Here is a 20,342-nt window from a genome sequence, read left to right on the forward strand (position 1 = left end):
AGTCGGCTCTTTGTGTGGACTTACTTTAGGTTTTAGTTAGATGCCTCGGCATTTTTAATCATCTGCTCACTGGCATACATGTACACTTCTACGCGACGGTTTTGAGCAGCAGTTTTGCTTTCGTCGTATTGGTCATAGGCGACACCTTCCACTTTTTTGAACTGAGCCGAAGAAACGCCGCAGCTTTGCAGGTAGTTTTCGACAGCATAAGCACGGTTCTTCGATACCTTGACGTTGGCTTCGTAAGTACCTACTTTGTCGGTATGACCGATGATGGCGATGTCCGTTGTCGGGTCGTCTTTCAGAATCTGTGCAAGGTCGCGCAAAGAAGCTTTTGCGTCATTGCTCAGAGCTGAAGAGTTGAAGCCGAACAAGATGCCTGCATCAAAAGCAACCTTTACGGCCGGCAAACCATTTGCATCGGTCACTTGTTCTACTTGTGCGCCTTCAATTTTAGCTGCTTCGGCAGCCTTCTTGTCCATTTTATGGCCGATGGCAACACCCGCTCCCGTACCTACGGCAGCACCGATGGCAGCACCGATGGCGGCGCCTTTGCCTTTACCTATCAGCCCACCAATGATGGCACCTGCGGCTGCGCCGGAACCTCCGCCGATAATACCTCCTTTTGTAGTGTTGTTCATTGTACCGCAACTGCCCAGCAGTATGGTACCACACAGCAGCAATGCTGTAAATTTCATTTTCTTCATACTCTCTTCTTTCTTTAATAAAATTGGTGTTAATAGTGTTTTAAGAGTCCGTTTCCGTCTGTGAGTTATATCCCGGCTTCTCTTTGATTTCCCAAAAAAGCTCATAAATGAATCGGACAACAACCGGACCGGCTCTGAAATCGTGCAAATTTAGATATAATAATAACAATCTTTACCCTAAGGATGTTTTTTTTAGTCGTATTTTTTGATATTTTTCTTGTCGATGGGTAAAGCCGGTACGTTCTTCCTGATTCTTTCAGCCGGTAGCAGAGGCACGAATCTACATGTGTAAGCTTACGCTTGTACAAGTGCAGGCTTACGATGGTGCAAGTGAGGGGGTACGCTTGTACAAGCGTGAGGCGATGCTTGTACAAGTGTAAAACATTGTAGTTCTTTGTGTTATAAAAAGTACTGTCGCGTTTGAACCCTTCCATGAGGGATTGGGGCAGAGCAGAGTACCCATCACCTCGTTTAGGAACGAAAGTAAGGAGGAGAGGTGCGGCTGAAGGATTTGAAAATAACCGGAGATAATATCCTGCAACTCGCAAATTAATGATACTTTTGCAATCAGCAGAAAAAACAATAATGGTATGGAAAAGAAAACAGTACTTATCACAGGTGCCTCTTCGGGTATAGGAGAGGGCTGTGCACGCAAATTTGCCATGAACGGGTATCGGCTGATTCTCAACGGTCGAAATCTGGAGAAACTGAAAGCGGTAAAGCAAGAATTGGAAGAAAAATACCGGGCAGAGGTACTTTTACTCTCTTTCGACGTGCGCGACAGGGAGGTGGCCGAAGCGGCGTTGAACGCTTTGCCCGGCGACTGGAAAGAGATAGATGTGTTGATAAACAACGCCGGCTTGGTGATCGGGGTGGACAAGGAACACGAAGGAAATCTGGACGAATGGGATGTGGTGATTGACACCGATGTGAAAGCCTTGCTTGCCATGACCCGCTTGGTAGTGCCCGGCATGGTGGAACGGGGACGCGGGCATGTCATCAATATGGGCTCCATTGCCGGTGATTATGCTTATCCCGGCGGAAGCGTGTATTGTGCTTGTAAAGCTGCCGTCAAAGCCTTGTCGGACGGATTGCGCATCGACTTGGTGGATACTCCCGTTCGTGTGACGAACATCAAGCCCGGATTGGTGGAGACGAATTTTTCCGTCGTACGCTTCCGGGGTAATAAAGAAGCCGCCGATAACGTGTATAAGGGAATCCGTCCGCTCAGCGGTGACGATATTGCCGAGGTGGTTTATTTTGCGGCTGCCGTGCCTCAACATATTCAGATTGCCGAAGTGCTGGTGATGCCGACCAATCAGGCCACGGGAACGATCGTCAGCCGGAAGTGAGACGGAAGTTTTTCGTTGGGAGGCAGATTTTCGTAGCGAACGATAAAGTAGTACGAGAATAAGATAAAACAATACTATTTCGTCTTGGTGAGAAATTTTATCTTTGTCACGACTAAACAAATCAATCTAAAAAACAAGAAAAACATGGATTTCAAGAAACGAACCAATCTCTTTCTGGGAGCACTGCTGCTGACCGGCGGCTTGTTTGCCCAAAACGTGTATGTATCTACTCCGAAAACTTCTTTGGTGCTCTCTGCGTCGGAGGGTGGAAAACTGGAGTACTTGTATTATGGCAGCAAACTCTCTGACGTGGATATGCAGAACCTCGAAACTGTGGAATCGAAGCATACGGCTTATCCGGAGTATGGTATGAATTGCCCTACGGAAACCGCTCTCGCAGTGAAGCATGCCGATGGCAATATGACGTTGCAACTGCAAGTGCTGAAAGTCACTGCTTCTGAAGAAAACAATGCTGTGACGACAGTTGTTTCGCTGAAAGACAAGGTGTATCCTTTCTTTGTCAACGTCTGCTATCGGGCTTGGCAAGATGCCGATGTAATCGAGGCTTGGACGGAGATTTCTCATCAGGAGAAAAAGCCCGTGGTGCTCAATCAGTTTGCTTCCGCCTATCTGCCCATCCGTCGCGGTGAGGTGTGGTTGTCCCATCTGTATGGATCGTGGGGCAATGAGGGGCGAGTGTCTCAAGAACCTTTGGCATCAGGAATGAAGGTTATCAAGAATAAGGACGGTGTGCGCAACTCGCACACATCGCATGCCGAAGTGATGTTCTCGCTGGACGGCAGACCGCAGGAGAATGCCGGTAACGTGATCGGTGCGGCTCTTTGTTACAGCGGAAATTACAAACTCCGCATTGACACTCACGACGACGGGTATCACCATTTCTTTGCCGGTATCAATGAGGAAAACTCTGCCTATACATTAAAGAAAGACGAACTTTTCCGTACCCCCGAACTGGCTCTTACATACAGCAGTGAAGGTTTGAGCGGCGGTAGCCGTAATTTCCATCGTTGGGCACGCCTGCATAAGCTGGCCCACGGCACCACACCCCGTAAGATTCTGTTGAACAGTTGGGAGGGAGTCTATTTTGATATCAATCAAGAAGGTATGGATCAGATGATGGCAGACATTGCTTCCATGGGTGGCGAACTTTTCGTTATGGACGACGGATGGTTTGGCGACAAATATCCCCGTAAGAACGACAGCTCTTCATTGGGCGATTGGACAGTGGATAAGAGCAAACTTCCTAAAGGCATCGACGGGCTGTTGGCGGATGCCAAGAAGCACGGCATCAAGTTTGGCATCTGGATTGAGCCTGAAATGGCGAATACCGTCAGCGAACTCTATGAGCAGCACCCCGAATGGGTCATCAAGGCTCCCGAACGGGACCTTGTATTGGGGCGAGGCGGCACGCAAGTAGTCCTCGACCTTGCCAACCCTGCCGTGCAGGACTACATCTTTAAGGTTGTGGACGATCTGATGACGGCTTATCCTGCCATAGACTACATCAAGTGGGATGCCAACATGTCCATCATGAATCATGGTTCTCAATATTTGACGAAAGACAATCAGAGTCATCTGTACATAGAATATCATCGTGGCTTCGAGAAAGTTTGCCAACGCATCCGCAGCAAATATCCCGACCTCACCATTCAGGCTTGTGCCAGTGGCGGCGGCCGTGCCAATTATGGTGTTCTGCCCTATTTCGACGAGTTCTGGGTAAGCGATAATACCGATGCCCTGCAACGTGTCTATATGCAATGGGGTACTTCTTATTTCTTCCCCGCCATCGCCATGGCTTCGCACATAAGTGCCGCTCCCAATCACCAGACGTTCCGCACCATCCCTCTGAAATATCGCATCGATGTGGCAATGAGTGGTCGTTTGGGCATGGAGATTCAACCCAAAAACATGACGGAAGGCGAGAAAGCGCTTTGCAAGAATGCCATTGCCGAGTATAAAACCATCCGTCCCGTTGTGCAGATGGGGGATATTTATCGCCTGATATCACCTTATGACAATAAGGGTGTGGCCTCGCTGATGTATGTTGCGCCCCAAAAAGATAAGGCGGTCTTCTATTGGTGGAAAACCGAGCATTTCTGCAATCAGCACCTGCCACGTGTGAAGATGGCCGGCCTTTGCCCCGACAAGTACTACAAGGTGCACGAGCTGAATCGCATAGACAATGTGCCTTTGAACTTTGAAGGAAAAGTTTTCAGTGGTGCTTATCTTATGACAAATGGATTGGAAATTCCTTATAGCCACAGGGTGGATTATCACAAACAGAACGATTATTCAAGCCGTATGCTCTATTTGGAAGAGATGAAGTAATAAAAAATGGTTGGAGGTTGTATCAAAATGCCTCCAACCATTTTCTTTTGTTATCATCTCTTTTTTCGGAAATACTTCTGCAATTTCATTCTTTATTATACGGTATGCAAAATTCAATCGCTCAAATTCTCGATTTAGCTGCTTGGCAAAAGAGTTGAAAACAGTGAGGAACTCATTCTTATTTTATGAATAAGTATATGGATAATCTTATGGAGAACTCAACTAAGATATAATCAAATGTTTGAATAAAAGGTATTTACATACTTTTAGGGGCGGTATCTTGGTTTAACTCTCGGTTTAACTGAATTATGTAAACCGACGCAATTTAGGCATAAAAAAAGAGAGTTGCATTAATGTAACTCTCTGATTCTCTGGTGATCCGCCTGGGGCTCGAACCCAGGACCCCAACATTAAAAGTGTTGTGCTCTACCTGCTGAGCTAGCGAATCAAACCTTGATTGCTGTTAAGCGGGTGCAAAGATAGATACTTTTTCGGAAGGAACAAAGGAATTTCGTTTTTTTTCATATCTTTGCCCACTGATCATTAATCACTAATTATTTTTTTAGAATACATGGCAACAGTAGACGATAAGAAAATCATCTTTTCTATGGTGGGACTGAACAAGACCATCCAGCAGAATAACAAGCAGGTGTTGAAGAACATATACCTCTCATTCTTCTACGGAGCAAAAATAGGTATTATCGGTTTGAACGGTTCGGGTAAGTCAACCTTGCTGAAGATTATCGCCGGTCTGGATAAATCTTATCAAGGCGAAGTGGTGTTCTCACCGGGATATTCCGTGGGATATCTTGCGCAGGAACCGTATCTTGACCCTGCAAAAACAGTGAAAGAAGTTGTAATGGAAGGTGTGCAACCCATTGTGGATGCGCTGACGGAATATGAAGAAATCAATCAGAAGTTCGGTTTGCCGGAGTATTACGAGGATCAGGACAAGATGGATAAACTCTTCGCCCGTCAGGCCGAGTTGCAGGATATTATAGATGCTACCGATGCATGGAACCTCGACAGCAAACTGGAACGTGCGATGGATGCTTTGCGTTGTCCGCCCGAAGACCAGTCGGTGGAACACCTCTCAGGAGGTGAACGTCGCCGTGTGGCCCTCTGCCGCTTGTTGTTGCAGAAACCTGATGTGCTTCTGCTCGACGAACCCACCAACCACCTCGATGCGGAATCCATCGACTGGTTGGAACAGCATTTGCAGCAATACGAAGGTACGGTAATTGCCGTGACTCACGACCGTTACTTCCTTGATCATGTGGCCGGATGGATTCTTGAGCTGGATCGTGGCGAAGGCATTCCTTGGAAGGGAAACTATTCCGGTTGGTTGGAGCAGAAGACCAAGCGTATGGAGATGGAGGAAAAGACGGCAAGCAAGCGTCGCAAAACGTTGGAGCGCGAGCTGGAGTGGGTACGTATGGCTCCTAAAGCCCGTCAGGCTAAGGGAAAGGCTCGCTTGAACTCTTATGACAAGCTGCTGAATGAGGATGTGAAGGAAAAAGAAGAAAAACTTGAAATATTCATACCGAACGGTCCTCGTTTGGGCAACAAGGTGATTGAAGCCAAGCATGTGGCAAAAGCGTTCGGAGAGAAGCTGCTGTTTGACGACCTTAACTTTATGCTTCCCCCCAATGGCATTGTGGGCATTATTGGTCCTAATGGGGCCGGTAAGACAACGCTCTTCCGTCTTATCATGGGCTTGGAGAAAGCGGATAAAGGCGAGTTTGAGGTAGGAGAGACCGTTAAGGTGGCTTATGTGGATCAGCAACACAAGGATATCGACCCCAACAAGAGCGTGTATCAGGTGATTTCCGGAGGCAACGATTTGATTCGCATGGGCGGACGCGACATCAACGCACGTGCCTACTTGTCGCGTTTCAACTTCTCAGGAGCCGATCAGGAGAAACTCTGCGGAGTGCTTTCGGGCGGTGAGCGTAATCGCTTGCATTTGGCTCTTTGCTTGAAAGAAGAAGGCAATGTGCTGCTTCTCGACGAGCCCACCAATGACATTGACGTGAATACGCTTCGTGCCCTCGAAGAAGGTTTGGAGGACTTTGCAGGTTGTGCCGTAGTCATCAGCCACGACCGTTGGTTCCTCGACCGTATCTGTACACACATCCTTGCTTTTGAGGGAGACTCCAACGTATTCTTCTTTGAAGGTTCTTATTCCGAATATGAGGAAAATAAACAGAAACGATTAGGTAAGGAAGAACCTACACGCGTGCGTTACAGAAAATTGGTTGCAGATTGATTCCTGTTTCGATTTGAAAGCTTATTGCTCTATTAGAGAAAAGATAGAAAGCTCTGCCTTGAAAGGCGGAGCTTTTTTATATAATGCTGTTCTTCAATCTGTTTAAAGAAAGATTCAAAGAAACTTTCTTTATGTAAAAAAAGGTAGCATAAACGTAATATATATCTGACTTTAATTTTTTATATTTGCGACTTGAAACAGAATTTAATATTTAATTAACACTATCTATTAACAAAACAAAGAATTATGAGAAGACATCTAATTCATTTCCTGTTGGTGGCCGTATTGTCGGCATTCAGTGCCGTAGCATCTGCCCAGACCACAGTGAAAGGTCAACTTGTTGATGCAGAAACGGGTGAACCGTTGGTAGGAGCTGCCGTAATGGTAGTAGGTACTGCTCAGGGAACAGTGACTGACATTGACGGTTATTTCAAACAAGATGTGGCCCCAAATGGCACATTATTATTCAAGTACGTAGGCTATAAAGACCTCCAGAAGAAAATTGCCCAAAAAGGAGGTACGGTGGATTTGGGAGCGGTTCAGATGTATGCGGATGCAGTAGCATTGAACGACGTGATAATCACCTCTCAGGCTATTGCCCGTAAAACTCCGGTAGCTATGTCGACCATTGCTCCTTCTTATATTGAAGAGCGTATCGGTACGGCAGACTTTCCGCAAATATTGAAGTCTTCTCCCGGTGTGTACGTTAGTCGTGGCGGTGGTGGTTTTGGAGACTCCAAAGTGAACATTCGCGGTTTTAAGTCGGAGAACGTGGCTGTATTGGTAAACGGTGCCCCCATGAACGACATGGAGTGGGGAGGCGTTTATTGGAGCAACTGGGCCGGTTTGACCGACGTATCAAGCAACGTGCAGTATCAGCGCGGTTTAGGTGCATCCAAAGTATCTGCTCCTTCGGTAGGTGGTTCTATCAATATCGTGACCAAAGCCACAGATGCCAAGAAAGGTGGATTTGCCAGCTATGCCGTAGGTAATGATGGATATAATAAGGTGTTGTTCAGTGTTTCTTCCGGTTTAACGAAAGATGGTTGGGCATTTACCCTTTTGGGTGGTAAGTCTTGGGGAGACGGTTATGTGCAAGGTACCGAATTTGAAGGCTACACTTATTTTGCCAGCCTTGCCAAACGTTTAGGAGACAATCATCAGGTGTCTTTGACTGCTTTTGGTGCTCCGCAATGGCACAACCAACGTAGTAACTATGACGGATTGACCATCGAAGGATGGCAACAAGTACAGAAGTACATGCAGCCGGGCGAACAATATCGTTACAACCCCACTTATGGTTTCGGTAAGAATGGCGAACGCAAGACTTCTGCCCGCAACAAATATCATAAGCCTCAGATACAGTTCAATCACTCTTGGCAGATTGACAGTAAATCTTCTTTGAACAGTATGCTCTATATATCCATCGGTGATGGATATGGCTATAGCGGTCAAGGCACCAGCGCTTATTCCAGTGCATGGTATGGCAGTTCGGACGGTGTCCTGAGTACCACATTCCGCAATGCGGACGGGACATTTGCTTATGATAAGATTCAGGAAATGAACGAACAAAGCACAAGCGGTTCGCAGATGGTGATGTCCACATCGAAAAACCTGCATAAATGGTATGGTTTGCTTTCTACTTATACGAAAGAACTGAACGACCAGATCAACTTCTATATCGGCATTGACGCCCGTTACTACATCGGTACACATACCAATGAAATCATCGATCTTTATAACGGCTCTTATTACATCGACCGTTATCGTAAGAATGTGAAGGCTGCAAATTTTGCCGGAGCGGGCACTGATGCCTTTAACTATAAAAAACTTACTGTAGGCGATGTTGTATATCGCGATTACGATGGACACGTATTGCAGGGCGGTGTGTTCGGTCAGGCTGAATATGACAACGACAAGCTGACAGCTTTTGTTTCCGGTTCTATCAGCGAAGTAAGCCAATGGCGTTACGACCGTTTCTATTATGATGAGGCTCATGCTAAATCGGATAAAGTAAATAAGTTGGGCTTTACGATCAAGGGCGGTGCCAACTATAACTTGGACGAACACAACAATGTATTTGCCAATGTAGGCTACATCAGCCGTGCTCCTTACTTCTCCGGCGGTGCATTCCTTTCTTCTACGGTGAGCAATGCCGTGAACAAGGATGCCGTGAACGAAAAAGTGTTGAGCTTTGAAGTGGGCTACGGATACCGTTCTCGCATATTTACAGCCAACTTGAATGCTTACCATACTATATGGAAAGATAAGACAATGGCTCGTTCTTTCGATTATACAGATGCTGATGGCAATCTGGACCGTGCCATGGTGAATATGCAAGGTGTGAACTCTACTCACCAAGGTGTTGAGTTGGAGATGAATTATAAACCCGCAACATGGGTGAACTTTACCGGTATGTTGTCTGTCGGCGATTGGCGTTGGACAAATAATCCGGTGGGTTATTTCTACAACTCAGGCGGACAGCCTATGACCAAAAACTTTAAAGTGGCTTCTGGTATCGGCGCCGAAGATCATGCAACGATGCTGGTCGGTCAGAAAAACGTAATGGAAGGTGGATCTGCACAGACCACGGCAGCCATTGGCGTCAATCTATTTCCGATGAAAGGCCTGCGCTTGAGTCTTGATTGGAATTTCTATGGTCGCAACTATGCCGACTATGCCGTACAGAGTAACGACATTTCCCTTGGAGGAGAGAAAATCTATGAGACTCCTTGGCGTATTCCTTCTTACTCTACTGTTGATTTCAGCGGAAGCTATGCTTTTGAAATTGCCGGATTGAAAACTACTCTTTCAGGTAACATCGAGAACCTGTTCAACCAAGAGTATATCAACTCTGCATTCGATGGCGGTGACCATACATGGAAAACTGCTTACCGTGTGTTCTACGGTTTCGGACGTAATATGTCTTTAAAGCTTAAAGTAAATTTCTAAAAGAGGGAGATATGACAATTATGAAGAAATATATTTGGGCGTCTATGTTTGCGGCGATAGCCATGCTGACCGGATGCGATTATAATGAAGACAACTTTGAAGGTTATAATGATATCAAGATAACCGATGTTGCCCAATATGAAGGAGAATTTACCGGCAACTATCCCGGTGAAGGCTATTTTACCGACAAAGCTTCTTTGCAGAACGCTTTGAATGCCATGTTGAAAGCTAAGTTCCCTTATTGTGATAAAGGTTCTTCAGCCAAGGTCAGCGTGAACTACGGTGATATCACCAAGGATTTTGAAGAGGTGAAAACGGATGTAGAATATACATTGACTACCGAAGATTATGATGCCATGGGCACTGAAAAGGGGCAGCCGGGCAAGTATGATAACTTCGATTCCAGCATGGATATAGATACTTATCTCAAAGCTTTCTGTGAGACTAAGTTCGCCGATTTGGCGGTGGGCAAGATTGTTGGCATTTCTTATAAATATTATGCTGGATCTGTTTCCATTTTGGTAAAGGTATATCAGAAGACTGCTGCCGGTTGGAATGTATACAGCAGCTTCACTCCTGACAAGAAATATACCTTGTCTGATGATGATTATGTTTCCATGGGTACCGAAAAAGGAGAGCCGGGCAAATACAAGAACTTTGATGCCAATATGGATATCAATTTCTATCTGCCCATCTTCTTGAGAAAGGCTTTCCCTTATACAAAGTCGGGGGCTACTTGTGAGATTTCTTATAAGTTTTATGCTGATAAGAAAACAACAGTAAAGACGGCTCTGTATAAATTTGATGGCAATGTATGGACTGCTTACGACCCGTTTGCAGAAGTGCTGACCGTATCAACGAAGATTGCCGAATTGACCTATGACGGTGCAACTTGGAACATTGTCAGATTATTGGGAGGTACAAAGGTTATTACTATGGCCGAAGCTGATTATCAAGCTTTAGTTGCTTGGGTAACTGCTAATAAGCCTGCTTTCTTGAGTACTCAGAATGCAGCGCAGGAGGAATATTATTTTGGTTCTTCAAGCAAATACAATAACATCAACAATAAATATAATACGTGGAAAAACTATTATAATGTTGACGGTTATCTGACAGGTAAGTCAGACGAAGAGGTGCAGGCAATCATGGACGACCGTATGGCCGAGGGCATTGCAAACATATTACTTCCTTCTTGGGTGGATACTCCGGATTCGGGAATCAGCTACATTGCTGTATATAAGGTATATGGCGGACGTGGCGACGGTCTTTATGGCATGTCGTTCATGTACAACGAAGAAACGAAGAAGTTTGAAAAGACAGCCGGGCCTGTGAAGCGCTAAAAAAACGGACTTATTAATCAGCGAAAGGGAGTAGCATTTTACGCTGCTCCCTTTTTTTCTAAAAAGATAAAATGAATATGAAGAAGATGTTTAAGATATTGTTTTGGCTGGTTTCTGCTTTGCTTGTAGGATGTGGTTCGTCGGACGAACCGGATATTCCACTTCCAAAGGAAAAAGTCATTGAAAGTACGGAGGTTGGCTCTGCGAAATTGGTCATGCTGGGATATTTGGATAATGTTACCGCCGGGGGCATGTTGCAACCCGAAGGTTTCGCCACGCCGGTATATATCAAGGACCGGAAGTTGTGCGGCACCGATTATACCTTTGCCGTTTGCAGCAAGGTGGAGCGTTTGGACGCGATGCCGGATTTCTCTACGGTTTCAGACTGGAGAGAGACATTGGAACTTACGGAAGGAGTAACGGCATGGGTGCGCTATGTCACGGCTTCCTATTACGGTTATGTCAAGCTTCGCGTGGCGTATATTGACGGGAACAAGGTTGGAGTGGAGTATAAGGTAGCCTCCATGCAAAAACGTCCGGATATAAACTCTATTGAGCTTACGGAATCAGGTGCCAAGGCTTTTGTGCTGAAAGGCTATGCTGGCGGTGGTGCAACTGCTGAGGGATTATTGCCCGAAGGGCTTGCATCAAGAATCCTTATCGGAAATAAAGAGCTTAAAGGGGTGAATTATAGTTTTGCAAAGTACGACGGAGTGTCTAAACTCTCGAATCTCCCGGCTGTTTCTGCGGTGACGGAGTGGAGAACCACTGCACCGATTACAGGGAATTCCGCCTATTGGGTACGTTACACCACGCCACAGGAGCATGTCTTTCTCAAGCTTCGTGTTGCCTATATTGACGGTGATGATGTAGGGGTGGAATATCTACTCTCTTCGCACGAGACGATTGTGAATGAGAATGCAAATGTGGCAACGGAAGGCAGAGCCTATGTGACCGATTATTCCATTCCGCACCTCAATTCCGCTAATTACTATGTGGAGCATACCGTGTCGGTCAATAATCAGACCGTCTTCAATTATGCGTTGGAGTGGAACGATGCCATGAAGCATTCGGCATGGGTCGCTTTTGTTTTCGATAAGACTACGAAACAGGATAACGTGAGCCGTACTGATGCTTGGGATGTGGATCCGCAACTCCCCAAAGAGATGCAAGTGGATAATGAATCTCATAAGAGTGACGGGTTTGATAAAGGACATCTCTGCGCGTCCGAGGATAGGGTATATTCTAAAGAAGCTAATGAGCAGACATTCTATTATAGTAACATGAGTCCGCAGTTCAATTCTTTCAATGGCGGATTCTGGGCGGCATTCGAGAATCGTGTCAGAAAGTGGGGAAGAACATCCTTTGATAAACTGTATGTGACCAAAGGTGGAGCTCTGAACCAACTGCTTGTGAACTATACCGGTGAGAAAAAAGGACAGGACGGCATTATTCCGAAAACCGATGAAAAGGGTCGTACCATACACGGATTGGCTTGCCCAAAATTCTACTATATGGCCGTATTGGGCGAGAAAAACGGTTCGTTTTATGCCATTGGTTTCTGGATAGAGCATCGGGATGATTATGGCTACAAATATGGTGACAATGTTTCAGCCGATGTACTGAAGCAGTATGTGGTCAGCATTGACGTGCTGGAACAGAAAACCGATCTTGACTTCTTCTGTAATCTGCCGGATGACATCGAGAAGAAGGTGGAGGAAGCATATAGCCTGACCGATTGGGCTTGGTAGAATAGCTGAGACAATGCGGAGACATTGTTGTCAGACTTTAGGTTTAGACGTTAGATTTTAAAAGAAAGAGCCGGGCATGAACTTTGAGGAGTTCTCATGCCCGGCTTTTTATTAGTACTCCACTTCCATAATCACCGGATTGTGGTCGCTGCACAATTCCAGGTTGAGCGAGTAGTAGTCGATACCTTTCAGTGTAGGGGAGTGGAAAATATAGTCGATGCGCAGCAGGCCTTTGCCATAGCGGTAGGTGTGCATGTAACCGTATCCGGCACTGCGGAAACCGTCTTCCAGAAAACCGGTCAGGTAATGGTAGGTGTACGACGACGGAAGTGAGTTGAAGTCACCGCATACCAATATGGGGTAGGGGCTTTCTTTGGCATGCTGGCCGATGATTTGCGTCTGTTCCGCACGTTTCACGAAGTTGCCGTGCAGGGTCAGTGCGGCATCTTTTGCCGCATGCATCTCGCGGCGTGTGTCGGCCACTCCTATCTCCTGTTGCCATTTGTGTCGTTTCTGGTTCACATTGGTAGTTTGCAGGTGATTGTTTATCAGACGGATGGTGTCTTCACCCGCCACGATGTCGCACATCATGCTGCCGTTAGAACTTTCCCGATAGGTGATGAGCTGCCGGTCAATGAGCGGGTAGCGGCTGAATATGGCCATGGGGAGTACGTTTTGGGTAGAGTCGTTGTTTGCCATAAGAATGTGCGGCCAGTGCGACAGCGTTTTGCAGATGCTGTCCATCGGGAAGTATTCGTTGTCGCCAAACTCCTGAAAGCAAAGCACGTCTACTCCTTCTTGATCCATGATGCGTGCTATCTCTTTACAAGAGTAGCCTGTCACCTCGTAGCCGAAGCCATGTACGTTGTAGGTGGCAATCTTCAGATACTTGCCGTCCGGCGTTTTCTCCTTGTCGGCATTGAACTGGATGACCGAGGTGAAATAAGGCCAGTTGAATCCGATGGCTATCAGTGGAACCAAAGCCCAGAATCGGTGCGCCATTGCCCAGCATATCGCCACTATCAGGTTGATGATCAGCAGCACCGGTAAGGCCAGTCCCAGCAAGGGCATGATGACGGATTCCGTGGGATTTACGCTCCCCGATTTCCCGGCGGCTATGGTGAGGGCAGCCAGCACTAAAGTGGCAGCTACCAAACAAAAATAAAAAAGTCCTTTAACGGCAGATTTTCCCATGTTGCGTATTTGTAGAGAGCTTGTTCGATATTTGTTTTACTTCACCACGTTCACCGGTTTTCCTTCTTGATAGGCCTTGATATTCTCCAGCATGATTTGCATGAGGCGCTCGCGTGCGGCGGTACTGGCCCATGCTATGTGCGGAGTGATGTAGCAGTTCTTGGCAGTAAGCAGCAGGTTGTCGGCACGGGGCGGTTCTTCGGATAGTACGTCCACACCGGCGGCATAGATGATTCCGCTGTTCAGGGCATTGGCCAGGTCTTGCTCATGGACGAGCGGACCGCGTCCGGTGTTGATGAGGATGGCGGTAGGTTTCATCATGCGGAGCCGTTCGGCATTGACCATCTCGCGGGTGGAGTCATTGAGGGGGCAATGGAGACTGATGATGTCGCATTCGCGGAAAAGTTCATCCAGCTCCATTTTACGGATTTCGGGAGGGAGTTGGAAGTTTGTCTTGGAAGTGTAGGCACATACCTTCATGCCGAACCCGATGGCGATGCGGGCAGTGGTGTAGCCGGTATGTCCCAGCCCTACGATGCCCAGCTTTTTTCCACGCAGCTCAATGAGCGGTGTGTCCCAGAAACAGAAGTCCTTACTCTGCGTCCAGCGGCCTTTGCGCACCTCTTCGGAGTGATATTGCACCTGTTGGGTAATGTTCAGGATGTGGGCGAACACCATCTGCGCCACCGAGTCGGTGCTATAAGCAGGGATGTTGGTGACAACGATGCCGCGCTCTTTGGCAGCGATGGTATCCACAATGTTATATCCGGTGGCAAGTACGCCGATGTATTTCAGTTCGGGCAACCGGGGCATGTGCTCGGCTGTGATCACGGTCTTGTTCGTGAGCAGAATTTCCGCATCGGCAGCTCGTTCCACTACTTCAACGGGAGCGGTGCGATCGTAAATCGTACAATCACCCAAAGCGTGCAATTCGTCCCAACAAAGATCTCCGGGATTGGCGGCATAGCCGTCCAGTACTACTATCTTCATATTGATTCTTTCTTTTTGTTTTTGTGCAAATTTAAAGAAAAGATTTAGAAATTTGTTTGATTTTCTTTTTAAAGAAAACTAAGTTTGCAAACATACTTCAGCGCTTGTTTGTATTTTCTTCCCGAAGAGCTTTCTCCATCCGGGCAGGCTTCTTCTTAAAACCTTTCTTTTCCCCACAGCTGCTGCATCCGTTCTTTGTGTTTCTGTTCGGCGGCATTGAGTTGTGGTTCCCAGATGCGTCGGTCTTTCAGTTCGTCCGGCAGGAATTGTTGTTTGATGAAGTTTCCGGGGTAGTCGTGGGCATATTTGTAGTTGTCGCCATAGCCCAATTGCTTCATCAGTTTGGTGGGGGCGTTGCGCAGATGCAGGGGCACGGGCAGGTTGCCGGTCTCGCACACCAATTGCAGCGCATTGTCTATCGCCATATAAGCCGAATTGCTCTTCGGGCTGGTGGCAAGGTATATCGTGGCCTCTGCCAGCGGGATGCGTCCTTCGGGCCAGCCCAGTTTCATCACCGCATCGAAACAAGCATTGGCAAGCAGCAACGCATTGGGATTTGCCAAACCGATGTCTTCGGAGGCGGAGATGACAAGGCGGCGGGCTATGAAAGCCGGGTCTTCACCGCCTTCGACCATACGTGCCAGCCAGTAGATGGCACCGTCGGGATCGCTGCCACGGATGGATTTGATGAAAGCGGAGATGATGTCGTAGTGCATTTCTCCATCCTTGTCGTAGGCCAGGGGATTCTGTTGCAGACGTTCGGTCACTAACCTGTCGGTGATGACAACAGGGTCTTCGGTTTCGGAATCTACCACCAGTTCGAGAATATTCAGCAGTTTGCGGGCGTCTCCTCCACTGAAGCGGAACATGGCGGTGGTCTCTTTCAGCTCTATTTTCCGCTCCTTCAGTATGGAATCGGTGGTAATGGCTCGTTGCAATAGCTCGGTCAGGTCGTCTTTTTCAAGCGATTTCAGTACGTAGAGCTGGCAACGCGACAACAACGGGCGGATTACTTCGAACGAAGGATTCTCCGTGGTGGCTCCTATCAGCGTCACCGTTCCTTGTTCCACCGCTCCCAAGAGTGAATCTTGTTGCGACTTGCTGAAACGGTGTATTTCGTCGATGAAGAGAATGGGGCTTGCCTGTGAGAAAAAGCGGTTGTTCTTGGCACGATCTATCACTTCGCGCACATCTTTCACGCCACTGGTCACGGCACTGAGCGTATAGAAAGGCGTCTCCAGTTGGTTGGCGATGATTTGCGCAAGCGTGGTCTTTCCCACTCCCGGAGGTCCCCACAGGATGAACGAAGAGATACGGCCTGCATCAATCATCTTGCGCAGCACGGCACCCGGCCCCACCAAGTGTTTCTGGCCGATGTATTCATCCAATGATTTAGGGCGTAGCCTCTCCGCTAAAGGTTGCATGGTCGTTTAAAATATCATCATGATCATAAAACGTATTCCGTCTTTCTTCACGCCGGGAAGGTCTGTGTACGTCAGTCGGCGTACATATTCGATGTGCAGCAGCTTGAAGATGTTGTACACCCCCACGCTGGCTTCTATGTAAGGCGTCTTACCCATGACATAGCTGGTAGGTATGCCGTTGCGCGTGGGGAAGAGGAACAAGTCGGCATTATCGCTCTTGTACGGATTGTTCTTATCCGTCAATGTTCCCCACAGACCGCGTACACGGAATGTTTCGCGCCACTTCAGTTTCTTGATGAGCGGAAGACGGTTGAAGAGCTTTCCGTTCATGTCGTAGGTCAGGGCGAGCGAAGCGTAGCGGTCGTTCAGGAACTCCATGTTGTTGATAAGGTTGAACGATTCGTTGTGCTGCGTGATGTACGAAAGGTTGGCCATCGGCAGATTCAGCAAGAGGAAGGGAACGGTGTTCCACTGTGCACCGGCACGGGCGGTGATGTCTATCTTACCCCATGCACCGAGCCAGAAACGTTTGCGGACACTCGCCTCTGTCATATTGAAGTTATACTCGCCTCCAAGCACGCCTTTGAAGCCGGCCGTGTGCGAGATGCTGAATATCGGAGCATCCAATGATATGGGAACGCGGCGCTGTTTGGTGTTGACGAATGTTTCTCCCGGAGCATAGCGCAGCGTTACGCCGAGTTCGGCTGTGGTGATGTCGCGCACGAGCGTATTGTTGTCACCCCTTACGCCGGGCATCCTTCCATCGTTCTTCCAATATTGCAGGATACCGGCAGGCTGGTCGTTGCGATGGCGTGCCATGGCATGGACGGAGAATCCGGTGTTGGTCTCCAGTTCGTAGTGCAGGGTGGCGTCGCGCATGTACGACATCTGGTCCACCGTAGTCCACTTCCAGCCCACGAATACGTTGTCTTTGTCGGTGGCAAGATACTTGTCCATCGGCGACATCACATCGTAGGTATATTTAAAGGCAATGTGATGTTTCGGGAACTCCCACAACACATGTTCGCGCTTGTTGAAAGAGTAGGCCGCCTCGCCGGAATAGAACCATTTCTTGTCCTTGGTACCATAGGCTCCGTATCCGCTGAAGAGCCAGTGGGGGTGGAGCTTTCCGGTGCTCATGCCGCTCAGACGGAAACGCGTGCCGTTCACATAGTTGCTTGTGATCATGGTGTTGATGGGGCCGAGGTCGAACTTGCTGGGATGATTCTTGGTACCCGTCTCCACGAAGTTCTCTATCAGGGCTTTGGCTCCGAATATCACGTATTTGAAGCCCGGTATCTGTTCGATGCGGTTCATGAATACGTCCATGGTACTCTCTTTCTTGGTGAGTGGCACTTGGCGTACTTTTGCCCAATATTCATCACTTTTGGCAAGCATGTTCGCTTCCTTGATGACGCTTCCTTTCAAGCGGAAGAGGCGAGGTTCTATCTCTTGGAATGAGTAGTCGGAGTATTTGGTGGTACGCTGTACTTCCAGGCCTTGGATGCCTTTCACGAATTTGAGTTCCACGGTCATGTCGTCGTCGGTCAACACCCAGTTATTGTCCGGCAGTTGCTCAAATTCCTGAACGATGTCGAGGTTCTCCACAAAGTTCACCCCCGTCTTCTTGGGCAGGTTCATGGTGCATTTCTTCACGGCATAGGTAGAGTCCTTCACCACGTACAGGTGTCCTGTAAAGCCAAAATCCTGCGGGTTTTGCGGAACAAAAGTAAGGTGCACGCACTCTTGCTTGTCCACCATAAGCGTGTCCATCAGGTAGTATTTGTAGAAGCTGATGGCTCCTTTGCCGATGGGGCTGACGAAGCGTCTCCGCATCAGACGGATGTCGTCATCATAGATGTTGATGTCGCAAAACACTTCCGACAGGATGGTTCCCAGCATGTCTCCGGTACTGAAGAATTCTTCGATGCCGGTGGAGTTCATACCCTCGATGATGGTCTTTTCGCTCTTGGGGTCTTTGCGGTAAATGGTCTTGCCGGCTGTTTCCTTTACGGAGATGGGGAGGATCATCTTGTTGGTCTTAGGCGACAACTCCACCTGATCCTTGAAGAAGGAGAACTTCTTGTAGATGCCCTTCTCCATTTTCTCCGGTGTGATGTCGTTGACAGACATCTTCATCTTTTCGTATTTCCGGTATTGGTAGTAGTCGTTCTCCTCCAGTTTCAGGGCTTTTTTGTTCTCGATGACCTTTTTCATGAACTCCACGGCCGGATTATTCTTGCGCGAGTATTTCTCTTTCTTGGGTTTTACCACTACCTCGGAGAGCATGATGTCGTCTGCCAGCATCTTCACGTTCAGTACCTTGGTTCCGGGTTCAAACTTCACTTTCTTGGTGATGTATCCCACGGCAGAGAAGGTCAGTTCATTCCAGCCTTTGCGGGTTTCCACCTGATATTCACCATTGCCGTTGGAGATGCCTCCCACGCCTTTTCCCTCGTATTGTACGGTGATATACATCAATGGTTCGTTGGTGAGGGAGTCTGTAACTACGCCTTTTATCTGTGCCGATGCAGGTACGCATGCGAACAGGGACAGCAGAAAAAGGGCGGAAATAATATATATATGTTTCATACTTGTTACACAATAATCAGGCTGCAAAGTTAGCAAATAACTGCCAATCAAGAAGCAAAAAGAAGTTATTAGTGATTAATGAAATGATTATCTTGACATTACGGCTTCTTAACTTTACATAATTTTTCTCTGTCGGGGCTTGGCGGATGATACCTGCGTGGCATCCGCGCGATGCTTCTACATACAATTGACGCTAATGGCACAGATCTTCTGCATCTGTGCCATTAGCGTCAGTTCCTGTTCTTTCCGGATATTTTTAAACCGACTCCTTGTTCAGCAAAGTCTGTACGATACGTTCCGCAGTCCGTCCGTCCCATCGATCGGGCAGGGTGGTGTGCTTCCAGCCTTCGTGAAGCAGTTTGTGGAGCGAGGCGGAAAGAGCGAAGGAGTTTTCGCCTACCAGCTCGTTCGTTCCGATGCGCCAGGTCTCCGGATGTTCGGCATAGGTGTTTAGGGTGATGCAGGGCACGTCGAGGAAAGTGGCTTCTTCGGCGATGTTGCCCGAATCGGTGACGATACCTTTGGCTTGGTTGATGAGGAAACCGAAGTGCAGATAGCTCTGCGGCGGCAGTATGTGCAGGTTGGGGGCATTCAGTTCCAATGATTTCACGGCATTTTGCACGTATGGATGCAGCGGGGCCACGATGGGCATGCCGTCTGCTTTTTCAAGCAGTGTCTGCAGCAAAGATTGCAGCACGGCTTTCTTGGCCAGCAGGTCGTGCCGGTTCAGGGTGAGCAACAGGTACTCTCCTTTTTTCAAGCCGAGGGTAGAGAACCATACTGGCTGTATCAGGCGATGGCGGTTGAAGCGGATGGTATCGATCAAGATGTTTCCCACGTAATGGATATAATCAGGTATCATTCCCTCCTGGTTAAGGTTGCGGTTCGCCACCATGCCGGCAGTGAAGAGATAATCGGAGATGGCATCTACGATGGTGCGATTCACTTCACGGGGCATGTTCATGTCGAAAGAACGTGTTCCGGCTATGACGTGCGCCACTTTCAGCCCGCGTTTTTTGGCTACGATGGAGCAGCTCATGGTGGCGGTCATGTCGTCTACCACCAGTACTACCTGGGCGGGATGAGCGTTCAGCTCTTTTTCGAAAGCCAACATGATGGAGGCTGCCACTTGGGAGTGGTCGCGTCCCGAAACACCGAGGTAGGCGTCCGGCTGCTTCATGGCAAGGTCGGAAAAGAGCGAGGCATCCAAGCTGGTGTCATCTTGCGGTCCGGTGTACACTATGCGGTAAGAGATGTTTTTCCCGGCTTCTTTGGCCGCATCGATGGCACGGCATATAGGAGCTATTTTCATGAAGTTGGGACGTGCTCCCGATACAATCGTTATCTTCATTGTCATAATGGTGAAAAAAATGATGGAACAAAAATACGTTTTCTTAGGGAATTTATTTGTTACTTTGCCCA

Annotated in this window: 12 protein-coding genes and 1 tRNA gene; 6 read left to right on the plus strand and 7 right to left on the minus strand. The window is 47.9% G+C overall.

Translation table 11 applies throughout. The features are described 5' to 3' along the window. Positions 1-32: 32 nt before the first annotated feature. The gene (locus tag C3V43_RS13425; protein ID WP_106070195.1) at positions 33-707 is read right to left on the minus strand and encodes an OmpA family protein; all 675 of its coding nucleotides are present in this window, start codon (positions 705-707) and stop codon (positions 33-35) included. A gap of 590 nt (positions 708-1,297) precedes the next feature. Between C3V43_RS13425 and C3V43_RS13430 the strand changes: the two genes are divergently transcribed. Both C3V43_RS13430 and C3V43_RS13435 read left to right on the plus strand, forming a co-directional pair. Further along, positions 1,298-2,059: an SDR family oxidoreductase gene (locus C3V43_RS13430; RefSeq protein WP_106070196.1), complete on the plus strand. Its 762-nt coding sequence runs from the start codon at positions 1,298-1,300 to the stop codon at positions 2,057-2,059. Between the two features lie 144 nt (positions 2,060-2,203). Next, the gene (locus C3V43_RS13435) at positions 2,204-4,408 is read left to right on the plus strand and encodes an alpha-galactosidase (RefSeq protein ID WP_106070604.1); all 2,205 of its coding nucleotides are present in this window, start codon (positions 2,204-2,206) and stop codon (positions 4,406-4,408) included. Between the two features lie 372 nt (positions 4,409-4,780). On the opposite strand, the gene C3V43_RS13440 is transcribed toward C3V43_RS13435, so the two are convergent. After that, positions 4,781-4,856, minus strand: a tRNA-Lys gene (locus tag C3V43_RS13440). Between the two features lie 123 nt (positions 4,857-4,979). Between C3V43_RS13440 and ettA the strand changes: the two genes are divergently transcribed. From ettA to C3V43_RS13460, 4 genes are all read left to right on the plus strand, one after another. Then, on the plus strand, positions 4,980-6,677 hold the full coding sequence (ettA, locus tag C3V43_RS13445; protein WP_106070197.1) for an energy-dependent translational throttle protein EttA: 1,698 nt from the start codon (positions 4,980-4,982) through the stop codon (positions 6,675-6,677). A gap of 246 nt (positions 6,678-6,923) precedes the next feature. Further along, complete coding sequence (locus tag C3V43_RS13450; protein WP_106070198.1) at positions 6,924-9,629, plus strand: TonB-dependent receptor; 2,706 nt, start codon at positions 6,924-6,926, stop codon at positions 9,627-9,629. 20 nt (positions 9,630-9,649) lie between these two features. Next, positions 9,650-10,969 (plus strand): hypothetical protein, encoded by a 1,320-nt coding sequence (locus C3V43_RS13455; RefSeq protein ID WP_235655856.1) that lies wholly within the window; start codon positions 9,650-9,652, stop codon positions 10,967-10,969. A 77-nt stretch (positions 10,970-11,046) separates the two neighbouring features. Then, on the plus strand, positions 11,047-12,720 hold the full coding sequence (locus C3V43_RS13460) for a DNA/RNA non-specific endonuclease (RefSeq protein ID WP_235655857.1): 1,674 nt from the start codon (positions 11,047-11,049) through the stop codon (positions 12,718-12,720). 111 nt (positions 12,721-12,831) lie between these two features. On the opposite strand, the gene C3V43_RS13465 is transcribed toward C3V43_RS13460, so the two are convergent. The 5 genes from C3V43_RS13465 to C3V43_RS13485 all read right to left on the minus strand — a co-directional run bounded on the left by C3V43_RS13465 (position 12,832) and on the right by C3V43_RS13485 (position 20,271). Then, positions 12,832-13,914, minus strand: a complete 1,083-nt coding sequence (locus C3V43_RS13465) for an endonuclease/exonuclease/phosphatase family protein (protein ID WP_106070199.1) — start codon at positions 13,912-13,914, stop codon at positions 12,832-12,834. Between the two features lie 36 nt (positions 13,915-13,950). Continuing rightward, on the minus strand, positions 13,951-14,904 hold the full coding sequence (locus tag C3V43_RS13470) for a D-2-hydroxyacid dehydrogenase (RefSeq protein WP_106070200.1): 954 nt from the start codon (positions 14,902-14,904) through the stop codon (positions 13,951-13,953). 155 nt (positions 14,905-15,059) lie between these two features. Further along, positions 15,060-16,328: a replication-associated recombination protein A gene (locus C3V43_RS13475; protein WP_106070201.1), complete on the minus strand. Its 1,269-nt coding sequence runs from the start codon at positions 16,326-16,328 to the stop codon at positions 15,060-15,062. 6 nt (positions 16,329-16,334) lie between these two features. Further along, entirely contained in the window at positions 16,335-18,920 is a 2,586-nt protein-coding gene (locus C3V43_RS13480) for a DUF5686 and carboxypeptidase-like regulatory domain-containing protein (RefSeq protein WP_106070202.1), read from the minus strand. Positions 18,921-19,176: 256 nt separating this feature from the next. Continuing rightward, entirely contained in the window at positions 19,177-20,271 is a 1,095-nt protein-coding gene (locus C3V43_RS13485) for a UDP-N-acetyl glucosamine 2-epimerase (protein WP_106070607.1), read from the minus strand. Positions 20,272-20,342: the final 71 nt, after the last annotated feature.

The organism is Prevotella heparinolytica (genome assembly GCF_002998535.1).
GTDB lineage: Bacteria > Bacteroidota > Bacteroidia > Bacteroidales > Bacteroidaceae > Bacteroides > Bacteroides heparinolyticus.